Source organism: Chromobacterium sp. Ag138, from assembly GCF_055181315.1.
Map to the genome: position 1 here is coordinate 5,041,267 of NZ_JBUPWA010000001.1, position 15,709 is coordinate 5,056,975.

Genomic DNA, 15,709 nt, shown 5'->3' on the forward strand with positions numbered 1-15,709 from the left:
CGGCTGGGGAGCTTGTCGGATGGATCGACGCCTATTTTCTTTTTTGCATTTTATAATGTTTGATTAAGTATGTATCTTAATATAACATCTTTGAAAATGAAATGATCACATGGCGATGAGGGGGCAAGGTGAGAAGGGCACATGATTTCGGCGATGCGGAAAGCCTGGCGCTGGATGGAGACCGGCTGGGTTTCGAGGATGAGCCGCCCGTGATCCGCGGTGGGCAAGGGCAGGAAGACGCGAAGCGGAGCACTCAGGGCGAAGGCCGCAAGGCGAGCCAGCCCGAACGCGACAAGCCCGTCCGCGATCTGCGCAAGGTGGTGCTGTTGGCGTTGATCGGCTGGTTGCTGGCGGCCATGGCGGCGTTGTTCCTCTGGCAGAGATTTATCGGTTTGCAGCCCATTCCAGCTGCGGCGAAGGGCGCGGAGCCTACGATGGCTGCCATGGGCGGGCTCCCGCCGGCGCAATCGTCGCCGCGGCTTGAAGCCGTGGCTCTTCCGCAATTGGCGAGGCCGGCGGCGCAGCAGGCTTCCATGCCCGCCGCGAACTTCCAGGCTACTGTGCATGCTCGGCCGGCTGCCGAGCTTGGCGGCCATGGCGGACAGACGGCGTCTGTGCCGGTGGCCAAGGTTATGCCGGCTCATCATCCGGACGGGGAGCGGGTTTTGACTTCCAAGCCTGCGCGGACGGAGGACAGTCTTGAGGCCAAGGTCGCGCGCTTGGAGAAAGAAGTGAAAGCTTTATCCGATCGCAGCCGCGCCGCCAGCCCGCATCAGGCGGGCGCAGGCGGAGTCGGGAAGAAGCCCCGCGCTGCTCGCGATGCGAGCAAGGTCGTGGGCATGTCCTCCACATCTGTGTGGGTGCGCAGAGCCAATGGCGCGATGGCTGAATTGCAGGTTGGCGATCGCTTCAAGAATGACGAAGTGATTCAGAGCATTGATCAGCAAGCTCAGACCGTGGAAACGGACCGCGGGCATTACAAAGTTGGTTTCTAATCGGGCCGCAGGCGGGAGTCCAAATCTCCCGGCTTGGCATACAAGGGGTTAAGTCATGCGTAAATTCTTCGCCAAAATGCTGTTGGGCAATGACGCCGCCAGCAAGCTGCATCCGCCTGCGCAAGCAGAGCGGGCGCAAGAGGAGGCCGGCGCGACGGAGGAGGCCATCAGCGAAACGCTGAAAGGAAGCTCGCCGACCATCACGCGGGAGCAGATCCGTTCCCTGATCGAGATCGATATGGAAATTCATGGCGATATTTTCATTGGCAGGGGCGTCAAGGTTTCCGGCCGCGTCGTCGGCAGCCTGATGCCGAACGGCGCGGTCGAAGGCGGCGATCCCATCGTGATCGTGAGCCAGGGCGGCGATGTCGATGGCGATCTGCATGCACGGGTGGTGGTGGTGGCCGGCAATCTTGACGGCGACATCTATGCCGACCACGTGTTGCTGATGCCGACCGCGCAAGTCAGCGGCACGGTCAATTACCGCCATACCTTGCGCCAGGACATCGGTTCAGCGTTATCGGGGATGGTGCGGCGGGTCGAGCAGATCGCCTTGCTGGATCACCCCCCTCATCCTGGCGACAGGCTTGGGGCTTTGGAGGGAGGCAATGTTCTGGCCGATGCCATCCCCGTGCTGCCGGTTGAATCGCCGGCGCCAGCGCCCGTGTCGCCGTTGGCCAGAATGGCGGCCATGGCTCCCGCTCAGGAGACGATGGATATCGAAAGCCTGTATCGCGGTTTGGAGATCGAGCGCGAAATGCTGTCGGGCGTGCGCTCGCTGGCGGCGAGTGCTTAGGAGCGGCATGGCCCGCGACGTCAAGCCGGCGGGTTTCCCGAGTCTGGGGCGTGTCGCGGCAGATGACTCGATATTCAGATTTTTCTTATAAAAATTACATTTGTGTTTTGGGTGGGGCGTGCGATGCGTGAAGAGGGATTTCCCTTGAGAGTGCCTGCTGATGCGCTGTCAGCGATGGATGTTGTCGATTTGGGGTTGGAAGGCGGGTTGTCGGTTGTGAACGAGGATGACGAAGAGGATGCGCGCTGGTCATTTCTGCCATTCATGCAGGCTTCCATCGAGCGAATGTGCATGCTGCTGTTGCTGGCGGAGGATCATGAGGTGGACTTCTCGCCATTGGGAGAGCAGGGGCTTGCCGCGATCGCCGCGATGTCGCGTGTGGATGGCGACGCTGTGTTCGCGCAGATAGCGGCGGATTACCTGGCGGGACTGGAGACGCTTGCTTCGATGACGGGGCGCGCGAGGATGGGGCTGCATCTGTCGATCAGCGGCCTGTACCAGGCGGAGACCGCGTAATGGGCGCGCGAGAATTCAGACAGCGCCGTTACGCCGAAGAGGCTGCGCGGATGATTGAGCGGCATCTCGGTCTGGCGAGCGAGGGCCGGGGCTGGTTCCGTGGCGGCCGAGGCGTTTTGGCGGCGCCGTTCAACCCCTTGTCCGGCGCCAGGTATCAGGGCATCAACCGTTTGTTGCTGGAAATGGCGATGCCGTCTGGCAGCGACGATCCCCGCTGGCTTAGCTGGAGGCAGATCGAGCAGCGGGGCGAAGCGATGCAACTAGCCGACGGGGCCCGGGCAGGGTTGACCATCTATGCCCAGCCTATTCCCGGCTCCGCCGAGCGCATGGCTTGCAAGGCGTCCGGTGCAGAGGGGGAGGCGACGGGCACGCTGGCCTATGTTCTGAAAGGCTGTTCCGTTTTCAATGGCGCGGACATTGCCGGCTTGCCGCCCTTGGCCGTTCCCTCCCAGAGAAGCGGCGGCGGCGAGTATTTCCGGCAGCTGGTCGATGCCGTCTTGCGGGAGCTAGGGGGCTGGGCAGCCATGGACTGCGCGATGCCGCCTGCGCCGGCGGACGGTTTTGCCGACATGCGAGCGTATGCCGGCGAGGCCTTGCGCCGGATCGCGTTTTGGCGCGCGCATCGGCTGATGCCGGCCGGCCCGCATGGCGCCGGCGGACTTGCGGCTAGCGCGCGCATCGCCGCTTTTTGGCTGTCGGATCTGGCAGGGTGCGGCGGCCAGCTTGCCGCGGACGCCGATGACGACCTCGCGTCTTGGGGGGAGCGTCTGCGCGCGGATCCGCTTGAGGCTTTTCGCGCGGCGGCTGCCGCTGAGCGCATCGTGGCCTGGCTTTGCCGGCATTCGCCCAGCTTGTCGCGCCTCCAAGCGGCCGAAGACGACTTCATTCGCCGCCATTCGCTGCTTGGCGCCAAGCAGCCGGCGCGCGGGCCGGAAGACGGCGCTGTTCTGTCCTGCGCCGCCTTGCGCGGCGCGCTATTGATGGAGGCGTCGTTGCTGACCGCGGAGGAGTTGGCGCAATGCCTGTCGGCGCATTTTGGCTGCCAAGAAGTGCTGCCTGGCACCGACGCAGCGATTCACCAGGCATTTCAGGCCTGGGCCCGGCAAAGCATCGCATCCGGCGCTTTCGATGATGCCAAGCTGACTGGCCGACAACTGCTGTCGCTGTTTCTGGAGCAACGGGAAGCCGTCGTGCTCGGTTTCCTGGAAAGCGACGATGGTTTGCGGAGGCAGATGAGAGCCGCGTCGGCTATCGATATGGAAAGCGCTTGCCGGCCTTTGTCCGCCGAGCCGGACATCGGGCAGCAGAGGCGAGTGTCGGCGCAGCCGCTGCGGAGCGGAAAAGGCAGTTGGCTCGGGGTGAGGCACGGCGCCTTGATCGCTCTGGGCATGACGGAGCGCATTGTCGATGAAAATTCGCGCATGAGTCCCGATATGGTTTATCTCGCATGCCAGGAAGATGGGGAGCATAGCGATGCCGAGCGTTTGCTGGCAGCGGCGGAGGCTGCGGGCTGGCGCGTGGATTTTCAGCCAAGCATTGAGTCGGACGCCGCCGATATCAGCGGTTATGCAAGCTATTTCGCGCCGCTGGTGGGCTATCAACCCAAGATTGGCGATAGACTCAAACTGGTTGAAGGCCAGGCTTGCATCGATGCGCAGTCGGCGGGAGGAGGCTGGGTGGTGCGCCTGGCCAGCGGCAAGCGGCGGGTTCTGAGCCACGCCAGATTTTGCGACTTCATCGAGACCGTTCTCAATGGAGACTATATAGACGCCTGATCTGGCCTGGCGACCTGTTTCAAGCCGCTAACCCTGCGTTGCGTCGACTTGCCGCACTGCCCGACAGGCTTTGCTTCAAGTGTTTCGCGAGGCTTTGTTGGCGGCTCTTGGAGGAAAACATGAAGGCCCGCTTGGCGGGCCTTACCAATTCTGGAACTCGGGCGGCGAACCGTCCGACAGCATGACGTCCTGCATCCATTGTTTCATCTGGAATTGCAGATTGATGGCGCTCATCGTAGCCCTCTCCAGAGAGGCGCGCAGCGGGTCTCCCGGCCTGGTCAGCGTCAGCGCGCGCTGCAGAACGGCGCGCTGCTGTTCCAGGGTGGCGAACGCGGGCGCGCCGTTTGGATTCTTGAATTGGCGCAGCAGTTTGGCGATGGCGTCGATGTGGGCCTGCTTGTCCGTCGGGGCGTTTGACGCCGGCGGCGGCAATTGCCGCAGCGCGGCCAGCAGGGCGATCGTCTGGGAGTCGAAGGCCGCATCTTGGCCGACATCGGGCGCATCTGTGGCGGAGGTTATAGGCGACGCATCCGCCAGACGCTGCTGCAGCGGGATGACTGCATCGACTACCGGGTTTGCAGAGGCGTTGATTGCGCTGTTGATGATGCTGTGGATCATGCGATGGGGTCCTGGCGATCGTCGTCGAGATGAGATTGCTCCCCGCCGGCGGCCAGTGCCGACAGACGCGGGCCGAGCTGCCGTTGAAATCGCTCCAGCGCGGCGGCGGATAGCTTCCGGCATTCTTGCGGCAAGGCATTGAGGCGATGCGACAATTGGCGGCTGGCGGGCTCCAGATACTGTTCCGGCGAAAACTCGGCCGCCTGGTCGGCGCAGCGCATGATGAAGCGATCGTCGTCGTGATAGTCGATCTGAATGGCGCCGAGCCAGTTGTCGGCCAAAAGCGCCATCAACGCGGTTTGCTGCGACCGGGCGCGTTTGGGAAGCTGCAAATGCAGGACGGCGTCTCCTGATGGGCCATCTCTGGTGCGCAGCCACTCGTCCAGCAGCAGCAGCAGGGTGTCGGGGTGATCCACTGCCGCGGTCAGCATCGCCCGAGCCTCTTCGGATAGACGCTCGCGCCAGTGCGCCGCCTGCGCCTGGCTGTTTGCCAGGTGGGCCGCCAACTGGTCCAGCGCGGCCAGCATGCCTTGCTGATAACCGTCCCGATAGGCATGGCGACGGATCGCGTCAGCCTCTCGCTCGGCATCGTTCAGGCGCTGGCGCGCGCGTTTTCTGGCCTGCTGGTCCAGATTGTCGATCCGGCGCAGCCGCCGCAGTTGCGGACTGCGGATCAGCACGCCGTCAGTGATGGTCGGCTGGCGGGGCAAAAGGATGTCTCCGTGCATATTGTAAAGCCAGGGCCAGTAACAGGGCCTTGGGGGAGGCGAATGCCGTCCCGGTATCCACCATGGGGGGGAATTGCAGCGGCAGCCTCTGCGCCAGGGCGGTGGGCAACTGCTGCTGCCAGGCCAGCAACTGGCTATAGCCCGCCTGCAGCAAATCGCTGTGGCGAATGGCCCGTTCAGGACGGGGACAAGGTGCCGCATCCAGTTCTAACCGAGCGAAATGCTGCGCCCAGACCGGCAATCGAAGCATGGCGCCCTGCCAACCCAAACCTGAGCGCAGCATCTGGCATCCCATCAGGTAGGCGACCTGCGGCAGTTGCCGCCAGTGGCGCAGATAGTGGCGGGCGATGTTGTCGAGAGGGCCGGCGGGCCAGCGGATGTCCAGCCCATAGCCGTTGATCAACAAATCGTTGACGATGCCGCGCGCCTGAGGATTGTCGAGCCGCGCGGGCAAGCGCAGTCGTTGCGCATCGATATAGCCTAAAGGGTTGAACAGGATGTCGCGTACCAGCGAAGCCTGATCGTCGCTGCCGGCATGCGATATTGCCGGAGCCCTAGCCATCCGGTTTCTCCCGCTGTCGCAGCCAAAACCAGACGGCCGCCGCCGCCATCATGGCGGTGGCCGCCAGCCCGGCCAGCAGCAGGGGCAAACCATTCAGCTTGCCGGCTTCCGGGGCACCGGCCTGCTGCTGTTGCGCCTCGCTGCGCCGTGATAGCACTACCGAAATATTGTCGTACTCCACTTCGGCGAAGCTGTTCTTCAGAAAGCGCTTGATATTGTTGATCATCGGTTCCGGATCGATATCGCGTTCGTAAACCGCCAGCACTGACAGATGCACCGGCTGCGGCGGGCGGCCGCCCTCGCCGGCGTCCAGGTCGTAGCTGACATGCACCCGGGCGGACAGGAGGCCGTCCATGGTCTGCAGCGACTGCTCCAGCCTTTGCTCGATGGCGGAGTACAGCCGGGCTTTTTCCGCCCGGGGCGACGATACCAGCGAATCGGCGGGGAACATCTGCGCCACCTCCATGCGCGGGCGCGACGGCAGGTCGTAGGTCTTCAGCCAATCGACGGCGGCGGCGAAGTCCGGCTGCGCCACCACGATGCTGATGCCGGTCTTGCCGCGGTCCTGCTTGTCGGCTTCGATATTGTGCCGCTGCAACACGGCGATCACTTCATTGGCCTGCTGCTGGTCCAGTCCTTTCAGCAAATCCTTCTGCTGGCAGCCGCTCAGCAGCAGCGCCAGCAATGCCGCTTTCAGGCTGTTGCGCATCATGAGCGGAGCAGGCTTTCCACTACGCCCACGCCTTTGCGGGCAAGGGTGCTGAGCATGGACACTTCCAGGTTATAGTTGGACGTGCGCTGCTGCAACTGGAACAGCTCGGCGGGGTTGGAGAGGGACTTGGCCTGTTCGATCTTTTGCATGATCTGGTCTTTTTCCGCGCCGGTGGCGACGGCGGATTCGGCGAAAGCGTGGATCAGCCGATCTTCCAACGATACGGTTTGCTGGCTGCTTGGGCTGATATCGCGAATCAGCGCTGGCGCTTGCACGCCTGAGATGGGATTCATATAGGAATTCCTGGAAGGATGCCGGCGCGAGAGCCGGCGCTTCGGATTAACGGAAGTTCTGGATGATGGCGGCGTCAATGTCCTTGAAGGCTTTGACCACGTTGGATTGGGCGTTGCGATACAGGTTGTATTCCGACAGTTTGCTCTGGTAGTCGGCCAGCAGGGTGGGGTCTGATGGAGAAGCCTTGAGCTTGGTCAGCGAGGTATCGACCGCAGTTTGCAAGTTGGTAGTGTTATTGAAGCTGGTTGAGATATCGTCGATATAAAGCGCCATGATCGGTTTCCTTCGATTAAAGCGGTTTGGGAAAATACCAGTGGCCGGCGTCCATCTTGACGTAGCCCTGGTTGCCATTCATGAAGGACTTGCCCTTGAGCCAGTCGTCCTTCAATTCAATGGCGAACTGCACGTAGCGGCTGCCCCATTGGCGGTAGTAGCCGTCTATGAATTGGCGCGCGCGTTGCAGTTCGCCGTCTTCCAGCGTGCCGGAAATCACGAAGGTGACGCTGTCCGGATGATTTTCTCGGCGGAAGGGCAACGCCAGCCGCGCCAGGCCGGCTTCCGCTTCGCCTGCGGCGGCGGCGTCGTCCATCGCTACCAGCTCCACCTGATCGGCGTACGGCAGCTGTTCCGCCAGTTGCGCATTGAGCCGCAGCTTGTCCGGCGCGATCAGCATGGCGCGTTGCTGGCTGATCCAGAGCTGCGGATGTCGTGGATCGCGCAGTTGCAGGCGGAAATAGGCCAGCTCCGGGTGCTTGTCCGCCAGCCAGCGGGCCAGGCGGTCGTTTTCCTGTCTAGGACCGATCACCTGCGGTGGATGGGAAAAGTCGCTGCGCAGCAAGGCTTGTTGCGCCCAGTTGCGGTCACGTTCGTTGTTGGCGACGACATAGAGCTGGCCATCGTGTCCAGGCAGGACTTGAAAGCGCTGGGCATCACGGCCCAGCAAGACGGCTAGTTGTTCGGTCTGGCGTTGCGGCGTGTCGCTCCAGCTGCCATAGGCGCCGCCCAACAACGCGGTTCCGGTAGCGACCACCGCCAGCGTCAGCGCCAGCAGCGGCCACCAGCGGGCGCGTCGGCGGTCTGGCGCCGGGGACGCGAGCAGGGCCGCGCCCTTGGGATGGCTGAGAATTTCCGGCAACCAAGCCAGTTGCTGCGGCCGCAGCGCGAGCTCCAGCCCCCCTATCCGCAATACCTGGTTGAAATCAGCCGGGTACTCCGCCACCTCATCTGTGCCTAACTCGCGAATGGTGGCGGCATTGTCCACCAGTACTTCAAAGTTGATCCCGTCCTGATCCAGCGGCACATACAAGGTGTCGCCAGGTAGTTCCGGCAATTGGCGCGGATCGGCCAGCGCATCGCCAGGGCCTACCAGAAACAGCGTTCTGCCGGGCCGCAGCAGGAATTCGCAGCCGCGCAGCGGGCTATTGAGCAGACGCGCGACAACGGCGGCCGGCTCGAATGGGTGGTTGTCTTCTACAAGCATGGTGTCTTTATCAAGCGCTGCGGGAAGGTCCCGATCTTCGCTGCCACTGTAGGCGCGGCGGCCAAATCATTCCTGATGAAAAGCCGATCAATCTTGGCGGTCTTGATCAGATTCAAGCTGGCGGCAGGTCGAGCCTCATGCCGCAGTCGATACCGCCTGCGGCGCGAACAATTCCGCCAAGCGGGGATCCTGTCTCCATGCCGGCAGCCAGGGGTAATTTCCGGCCTGCAACTGCTGCCATAATTGCTTGGCCGCTTCCCGGCCATCGCGCGCCAGCACTAGCGGCAGCAGGCTGGCGCGCATGTGGCGGTTGTCGATTTGCAATGCCTGCAGCGGGGCGCGGTCGCCCGAGCTGGCGTATTCGACGCAGCAGCGGTTGAGTTCAAGCAAGCCTGCTTCCTCGCCGGCCGCGCGCACGGCCAGGGCCAATTCCAGCGCTTCCCGGTGTTGGCGCCGTTGCGACAGCATCAGCGATAGCAGGCTCTGCAGCACCGGGTGGTTCTGGCCGTAGCGGCGCAGCTGGCTTTGCCCCAGATCCACCGCCTCATCGACGCGGCCTTGGTAGAAGGCCAGCCACAGCTTGAGCACGCCAGCGGCGATGCGGGAAGGATCGCGTTCAAGGCAGGTGTCCAGCGCCGCTTGCGCCTGGGAGAGCTGGCCTGACAAAAACAAGTGCCAGGCATGGTAGTAGCACACCTCTACCGATTGCGGCATCAGCAGCCGCGCTTGCTCAAACAGCGCGTCGGCCAGCGCGCGTTCGCCGCGCAGGCTGCCCAGTAGCGCCAGCAGTCCCAGCGTTTGCGGATGCGCGGCATCCAGCTCCACCGCCTTGTCCACTGCCAGACGGACCTGCGTCAGCGCCGCGTCCTGATCGAACAAACCGAGTTGGGCCAACGAGAGGTAGCATTCCGCCAGACCGCGCCAGGACGGCGCATGTCCCGGGGTATGGCTTGTGCATTGATGCAATTGGCTGAGCGCTCGGCGCAGGCTGGATGGCGAGTGCTGCCGCAGCTCATGCATGGCGTTCAGATAAGGGATGGCGGTATCCAGGGAGCCTAATTCGCGGGTATGGCCGCCGCGAAGATCGGGGATGCGCTGCACCAGCAGATCGCTCAGCCGGGCTTGAAGCGCCATCGGGTGCAGGCCGGCCAGAGCGATGCTCTCATGGTGAACCAATTGATGGCCGCGCGTGCGGATCAACTCGACCCGCAAGATGCAGGTTTCTCCCGCGCCTTGCGCTTGCCCGGCCAGATAGTAATCGGGAGACAGCTGTTCCAGCAGGGCGTGGATGTCGGCCACTCCATGGCAATGGCGAGTCAGCGTGGCGGGCAACACGCACAAGCCGAAGGGAGCGTAACGCGCCAGGTTCTGCACCAGCGCGCCGTGCAGCGCTTGGCTGTCTAGCTGGTTTTCCGCGCGGAAGGGAAGCACAGCGACGGAGGCGCTGGAGCTGGCGTCCGTTGGGCGGTGTTGAGTCACGACCGCTACCGGACGACAGAAGCGATAGCCTTTGCCGTAGATAGTATCGATATACCGTTGCTTCTTGTTTTCCAATAGGAGGCGGCGCAGCGCGCAAATGCAACGGGTGAGAGATTCCTCGTTGACGTCGCCGTTCGGCCATACCCGGTCCAGCAGCGCATCCTTGCTTACCAGCTCGCCGGCGGCTTCCAGCAACGCGGTCAGCACGGCCAGTTCCTTGGGCGGTATGGGCAAGGCCTGGCCGTGATGAGTCAGCCTGCCGTCGAAGTGCAGGATGAAGTCGCCAAACACAAATTGCCGGTTGATGAAGCCGTCGTTGTTCACCATTTCTCTCCCCCTGTCGCGGACGCCGCCGCAAGTTCTTACAGCGCATGCCTTTCTTGGCAAATGTTCGCTATAGTGCATATCATATCAAACATATTATCAGTGTGGGTGTGGGTTGACAATGGGATTCCCGTCAGTTGCGAATTTTGCGGCGTGGTGGCGGGCGGTGAGAGGCGGGGAGCGTTTTCTGCAAGTTTCCGCCAGAGGTGTGCGCTATGGTTTAGCCCGTCTGGTCGAGGGTAAGCACCAATTCCAACTCATCTTCGTTCCATTGCGCAGTGGGCGAGTTTATTGGCAGGTTTTAATGCTTGAGCGGTTGGCTGCGGACAAGGAAATAAGTGGAGCGAGATTTTTCAAAAATACTTCACATTCGCATGTCTTTATTTTGACAGTGGACTTAGCCTGAATATTTAAGGGTATTCCATTTTTATAAAATGAATTATTTATTTTAAATTTTGCAGAGCTTTACTCTGCGGAGGAAATGTTATGACTTATGTGGGGGCTATTAATAATGCTAATTTATTTCGATCCAGTAGTGTCGCTGCTCAGTCCACTACGCGGGCTGATAGTCATGAGCAGACACCATCTTTAGTGTCAGAATTGAACTCTGGAATTTCTGGTGGATATAGCCATGAAGAAAAAATCGGGCGGTTAAAGGATTACTGTAGTTCATTTCATAATATTATGTTTTTTTTGCCAAACTCGCCAAATTATGGCGAGCAGGCAATCAACTCTCGTCCGATCAGTGAGATGGTGAAACATCTTTCTGATATGGGGGTGGAAGGGAAGAGGTTGACTATTTTGACGAATGAAGAGAAAAAGCCATTTAGGCAAGATGTTACGTTGGCTATTGCTGTTCCCGGCGGAAAAGAGTTTCATGAAAATGAATTCATAAAATTTTTTGCTACTAGCGGGGGAGTATCTAAAGGTGTTGAAATTAAAAATGGGCGGGTTACATATCCTAAAGAAATGGAAGGTTGCAATACAAATGACTGTGAAGTGAAAGATATTCTTAATAATTTTGACCCAGAGCTAAGACTAGCTGCGTTCTCCGCGAATCCTGATGATGGTCCGAATCTTAAATTGAGTACCGAATTAAAGGATGGTGAACGATTGGAGGTATTTTCATTTTCACATGGAATGCAGGAGGTTGAGACTGCTAGTGATAAATTATTAAAGCTATGCCCAGAATTGAGTGATAAAGTGGATTTTTTAGACTTGGAGTCTGACAAAAATAATATTAGCGATATGATGAATGGGAAGAGTTCTCTGGTTTTATCTGGGGCAGTGGATAGCCGTACTGCTATTTTTTCTACGAAAATTGAAGGAAGGAATGTAACTGAAATACAAATGGGGGATAAGGATCATGGGTCATTTCGGGCAGTATATAAAAATGCAGAAGCAGTAGATTTTCCTAAAGGAGTCGAGGTTGGAGCAATATATCCCGTTAAGATCGATGAGGCGGCTATTTCACATAGTTCATTAGAAGAAGTGGTTAAAAATAACCTTTCTACATTGTTAGAGCAAAGTGAATCTCACCCCATTGGATACATATATGGTTTCCATCAGGTTCCCTCTGAGAGTCGGGAAGATCTATTGACTGGGATGAGAGCAGCTCTGAAGGAAGGGGCGGACGGAAAGCGAGCGGTTGTTCTGATTGTTGGCAGCAAAGATCTTCCAAATAGGCCGGAAGATTCAATAGAAATACAATCGAGTGATATGGGATGTGAGTTAAGTAAATACGATGAAAGGGAAGCGCTGACTATTTTCACTGGACAGTTGCCGTCAGATGTTAATAATCTAGTAATGTCCAAGTCGCAATTGGTTTTGGCAGAGGGGAAGGGGTCAATTTCAATATGTCAACAGCACGGTGTTCGCTATCTTATTTTACCTCAAGCTGGGGAAGGTGATAGTTTAAAATTGATGACGTCTTATCATGATGGAGCGGATGATCTTAAAGAAGCTTCTTTAAAGTTGTATCAAAACCCAGAGCAAGTAATCAATAAATTATTCTGGGATAAAGATGGAAGTGCGGCGCTCTACGATAATATGTGTAGCAAACAGAATTTATTAGTAGAGACTCTAAGTTTAATGAAATGAAACAATTCATAGTGCGTGATACGTGGCTTCAGAAAACTATTGCGATTACATAGCAATCAGCCATTGCATGCTTGGTGGAAAATCACCTTGAATAATCAGTGGATAGGACCGGTATTCCAAATGATGGTGGGTTGAGAGGCCAAACAGTAAAGCTTTATGAAGGCGCGGTGAAGGAGTACGAATAGTCTATGTCTATTTTAAAGGGGCTGTCATGGAATTGGCAAGAATCTGATTGCTTTCATAAATAGGTATTTTATTTGATTTTGATTTGAAAAGACCATGACTATGTCGCCATCTGTTGGGAATTTTATCAAGGCATCGTTGTATGCCCACCCATTACATCAGAGTGTCACGAATGAACTTTTTAGCAACGTTAATGAGAACTTGTCCCTCAGTCAGGGGCTTGATAAAGGGCATACCGTACAATCATATTTATCTGCCTTGACGGTAAGGGCGGAGAGTGGATGTGGTGAGAGCATAGAGCTTTTAATGAACTTGGCGCTGGGCAAGGGCGAGGTTGCCAACTGTGCGCAAGAGGGATTGTGCTCGGTGATGTATGGTGCAGATAGCAGCAGGTATGCGGTAGCAAATGCAGTCAGAAGTTGTGCCCAAAATGCTGTCATTATGGGTGAGACGAGCCAAGATTTTCTAAGTAAACAAGGCCTTGCCGCTAAAGGGAGTATACTGAGGCAAGATTTTCCTAACGATTCTCCCAAGATCCTTTTGATGGCGGCTGCTAGGATTGATGGCGATGGCGAACATCTAGATCCGATCCCTGGGCTGGTAAAGGATCATGTAAATACATTTAGTGAGAAGGGGCAGGTGCCAGCTTGGTGGGATAAATTTCCTCCTGAAGCTGGCGTTTTCTCAAAAGAAAATATGCAAGGCGCTGCTAAAGCTTTTTTGCAAAATGATAATTCGTCTACTGCGCATGCTCTTCTGGAAAGCAACCAATCTTATTTGCATGCTGGCTTGGGCAGCGCTCGAAATTCAAAGATTGCACAAGCAGCTAATTCCCCTAATGGCAAAGACCGCTTGACATGGGATGCAAGAGATTTCAATAAAATTGTTAAAGGCAAGGTCTTGGAGAGTAGTGAGTCATTCAGATTGGCATTGAGCCGAAAAGATGGCTCTGATGCTGCAGTGCTGGACTGTAAGGTAGTTGATGGGAAAAAATCGCTTGTTCTTTTCTTTCCAGAGCAGATGAGCGAGCGTTATGTGGCAGTGTTGAAATTTAAACTGTTTCAGGCCTTGGGGGCTGAGGATGTAAAATTTAATTCTGTAGGTTTGGATGTTGGATTCGGAACGGGAGGTGTTTTTGGTTCAGGCATTCTTGACATGATTCGAAGGAATGAGCCCAAATTCAGCCTGAATCATGAGTCAACGTATTCAGAGTTTGCGGAGACCAATGAGCAATTGTCTTCATTTGATAGAGGCGAATTCTCTAAGGTAAATAGTGCGAACAATAGCTGGAACGGTAGTGATTTAAGTAAAGTCGATCACCAGAATGGGCAGCCTGCCACCACGAAAGATGCTTATCAGAAACAGTTGAGTAAATTCATTTCTCAAGTCGAAAATAGCTTGGGTGGAGAGGGGTGGTTGACGGAAAAGTTTGCTGCTTTGGACAGGAAGTTTATGCCGGATTTGGTTCGGGTGGCAAATGAAACTAAGCCTGGCGTCAATCTCTCTTATCGGGATAGTCCTCAAGATATTGGGAGTTTTATAAAATCCGAGATAGATCGGGGCGCATTGTCAGGGCGTGTCATATTGAATAGGGGGGCTGGCATACACTTTGCAGTTTTGGATTATAAAGTTGTAGATGGCAAGCCATCGGTACTGTTCTTTGAACCGGCAAATTTGAAAAATCGTGGGCCAATGTTTTTGCTTGCCAGTACTGAAGTGAATTTGAAGGGGCTGGAAGATGCAAGTTTTTCTGCATTTGAAATGGATATTCAGCGTAGTGATGCGGAGTGCGGGATGTTTAGCCTTTCTTTGGCAAAAAAGCTTCATAAGGAGTCTGTGATTGTCGATGGTTTGCATGCATCGAATATTGCAGGCCAACTTGAGCCGGAGAATGGTTCTTACTTATCCGGGCCCGAGGTGGATAAGTTGATGCCGCCTTCTTTCTATAAGCATACGCAAGGCCGCACTAGGCTGAAACAGTATTTGAATGTTAATGAGAACGGTGGTGAATTGGTGAATAAAAAAGGCCAGACACTACTGGAGCGTCAGCAGCAATATATTGAGGAAACGTCTGGCGGGCGAAATATTATCAAATCAATGCATGAAAAAAGATTGATAGAGCTGGAAAGGCTACGTAACTTTAATATTAATTGATCAGAAATATTAGTTCTATCTCTGCAGCGAGTATGGGCTGAGAAATTTCCCCATGCCGGGCTAGGTTGTTGAGGCGCTTTTACGTGATGGTGCTCCGTCGATTCGCAGCATTGCGCTTCATCACAATCCCATCAGGATTCCCTCCCTCTCCTCACGCACACTGCTGTCATCCCGGCAATTGCCGTAGCCCGGAGCCGGCGCGATGACAGAGATCCATGTGCTTCACCCTTTGCAAACCTTGGAAACCGCAGGGCGGCGCGAGATCGCCGGCCAGCAGGCCTGGTTGTTATTGCCGCTGGCAGGCGACGGCGCTCAGTTGAAATTGAGTTGGTCGACAGGCGGAGAAAGCTTGGCGTTGCCGGCAGCTTGGCAGGGCTTGCTGCTGTTGGATCGGTTGCGTTTGTCGGTGCAGTCGGGGAGCTTGAGTTTTCATCCCATCAGGCTGGAGCCGCTGGCCAAGCTGCTGGCTTTCATCGACGAGGCGCGCGCGTTGGCGCCGGTGAACGAAGCGAGGCGCTGCGGATGCTTGCTTCTGGACGACTTGTCGATCTGGTCCGAAAAGCGCCGTTGCGAGTATTGGTTTTTGCGCCAACTGCTGGAGCCGACGGAATCCTTTGCCGCGTTGCTGGCGCTGCTGCGCCGCAATGAGAGCTATTGGCTGGTGCGTTTTCTGCTGTCCAACTCTGAGTGCGGCGGAAAGCTGCAGATGCTTGGCGATCGTTATGGCGTATCCAGTTCCCATTTTCGCCGTTTATGCCGGCATGCGCTGGGCAATGCCGCCAAAACGACGCTGCGCGACTGGCGGGCGGCGCGCTCGCTGCTGGACGCGGTGGAGAGCAAGGAAAGCCTGACTCGGCTCGCGCTCAAGCACGGGTATGCCTCGGCTGCGCATTTTTCAAATGAAATCAAGGATTTGTATGGCGTATCGCCGCGAGCCTTGTCCAATCTCATCCAACTGACGGTCAAATGAACAAGTTTTTGTTGTGCGCATGG

At 56.9% G+C, this 15,709-nt stretch carries 15 protein-coding genes; 7 read left to right on the plus strand and 8 right to left on the minus strand.

The window, feature by feature from the left end:
* Positions 1 to 128 precede the first annotated feature (128 nt).
* The 4 genes from ACY3GB_RS23370 (at position 129) to ACY3GB_RS23385 (ending at position 4,082) form a co-directional block, all read left to right on the plus strand.
* Positions 129 to 995 (plus strand): hypothetical protein, encoded by an 867-nt coding sequence (locus ACY3GB_RS23370; RefSeq protein WP_463090846.1) that lies wholly within the window; start codon positions 129 to 131, stop codon positions 993 to 995.
* 55 nt (positions 996 to 1,050) lie between these two features.
* Positions 1,051 to 1,791, plus strand: coding sequence for a bactofilin family protein (locus ACY3GB_RS23375; RefSeq protein ID WP_463090847.1), 741 nt, complete (start codon positions 1,051 to 1,053; stop codon positions 1,789 to 1,791).
* Positions 1,792 to 1,914: 123 nt separating this feature from the next.
* On the plus strand, positions 1,915 to 2,307 hold the full coding sequence (locus ACY3GB_RS23380; protein WP_463090848.1) for a hypothetical protein: 393 nt from the start codon (positions 1,915 to 1,917) through the stop codon (positions 2,305 to 2,307).
* The gene (locus ACY3GB_RS23385; protein ID WP_463090849.1) at positions 2,307 to 4,082 is read left to right on the plus strand and encodes an ArdC-like ssDNA-binding domain-containing protein; all 1,776 of its coding nucleotides are present in this window, start codon (positions 2,307 to 2,309) and stop codon (positions 4,080 to 4,082) included. Before ACY3GB_RS23380 ends, ACY3GB_RS23385 begins: the two co-directional genes overlap by 1 nt.
* Before the next feature lie 141 nt (positions 4,083 to 4,223).
* On the opposite strand, the gene ACY3GB_RS23390 is transcribed toward ACY3GB_RS23385, so the two are convergent.
* The 8 genes from ACY3GB_RS23390 to ACY3GB_RS23425 all read right to left on the minus strand — a co-directional run bounded on the left by ACY3GB_RS23390 (position 4,224) and on the right by ACY3GB_RS23425 (position 10,282).
* A complete protein-coding gene (locus ACY3GB_RS23390) occupies positions 4,224 to 4,700 on the minus strand; it encodes a hypothetical protein (RefSeq protein WP_463090850.1) in 477 nt (158 codons plus the stop codon).
* Positions 4,697 to 5,410: a hypothetical protein gene (locus ACY3GB_RS23395; RefSeq protein ID WP_463090851.1), complete on the minus strand. Its 714-nt coding sequence runs from the start codon at positions 5,408 to 5,410 to the stop codon at positions 4,697 to 4,699. The genes ACY3GB_RS23390 and ACY3GB_RS23395 overlap by 4 nt, the downstream gene beginning before the upstream one ends.
* Positions 5,385 to 5,990: a type III secretion apparatus protein OrgA/MxiK gene (locus ACY3GB_RS23400; RefSeq protein ID WP_463090852.1), complete on the minus strand. Its 606-nt coding sequence runs from the start codon at positions 5,988 to 5,990 to the stop codon at positions 5,385 to 5,387. The genes ACY3GB_RS23395 and ACY3GB_RS23400 overlap by 26 nt, the downstream gene beginning before the upstream one ends.
* Positions 5,983 to 6,702: an EscJ/YscJ/HrcJ family type III secretion inner membrane ring protein gene (locus ACY3GB_RS23405; RefSeq protein WP_463090853.1), complete on the minus strand. Its 720-nt coding sequence runs from the start codon at positions 6,700 to 6,702 to the stop codon at positions 5,983 to 5,985. Before ACY3GB_RS23405 ends, ACY3GB_RS23400 begins: the two co-directional genes overlap by 8 nt.
* Positions 6,699 to 6,995 carry a type III secretion system inner rod subunit SctI gene (gene sctI, locus ACY3GB_RS23410; RefSeq protein ID WP_046155928.1) on the minus strand — a complete coding sequence of 99 codons (297 nt, stop codon included), beginning with the start codon at positions 6,993 to 6,995 and terminating at the stop codon, positions 6,699 to 6,701. Before sctI ends, ACY3GB_RS23405 begins: the two co-directional genes overlap by 4 nt.
* 46 nt (positions 6,996 to 7,041) lie before the next feature.
* Entirely contained in the window at positions 7,042 to 7,269 is a 228-nt protein-coding gene (locus ACY3GB_RS23415) for a type III secretion system needle complex protein (protein WP_463090854.1), read from the minus strand.
* Positions 7,270 to 7,285: 16 nt separating this feature from the next.
* A complete protein-coding gene (locus ACY3GB_RS23420; RefSeq protein WP_463090855.1) occupies positions 7,286 to 8,476 on the minus strand; it encodes a PrgH/EprH family type III secretion apparatus protein in 1,191 nt (396 codons plus the stop codon).
* 135 nt (positions 8,477 to 8,611) lie between these two features.
* Complete coding sequence (locus ACY3GB_RS23425) at positions 8,612 to 10,282, minus strand: HilA/EilA family virulence transcriptional regulator (protein ID WP_463090856.1); 1,671 nt, start codon at positions 10,280 to 10,282, stop codon at positions 8,612 to 8,614.
* A 483-nt stretch (positions 10,283 to 10,765) separates the two neighbouring features.
* Here ACY3GB_RS23425 and ACY3GB_RS23430 point away from each other — a divergent pair, with 483 nt between their 5' ends.
* The 3 genes from ACY3GB_RS23430 to invF all read left to right on the plus strand — a co-directional run bounded on the left by ACY3GB_RS23430 (position 10,766) and on the right by invF (position 15,686).
* Positions 10,766 to 12,379: a hypothetical protein gene (locus tag ACY3GB_RS23430; protein ID WP_463090857.1), complete on the plus strand. Its 1,614-nt coding sequence runs from the start codon at positions 10,766 to 10,768 to the stop codon at positions 12,377 to 12,379.
* A 279-nt stretch (positions 12,380 to 12,658) separates the two neighbouring features.
* The gene (locus ACY3GB_RS23435) at positions 12,659 to 14,716 is read left to right on the plus strand and encodes a YopJ family acetyltransferase (RefSeq protein WP_463090858.1); all 2,058 of its coding nucleotides are present in this window, start codon (positions 12,659 to 12,661) and stop codon (positions 14,714 to 14,716) included.
* Positions 14,717 to 14,999: 283 nt separating this feature from the next.
* Positions 15,000 to 15,686 carry an AraC family transcriptional regulator InvF gene (invF, locus tag ACY3GB_RS23440; RefSeq protein WP_463090859.1) on the plus strand — a complete coding sequence of 229 codons (687 nt, stop codon included), beginning with the start codon at positions 15,000 to 15,002 and terminating at the stop codon, positions 15,684 to 15,686.
* Positions 15,687 to 15,709: the final 23 nt, after the last annotated feature.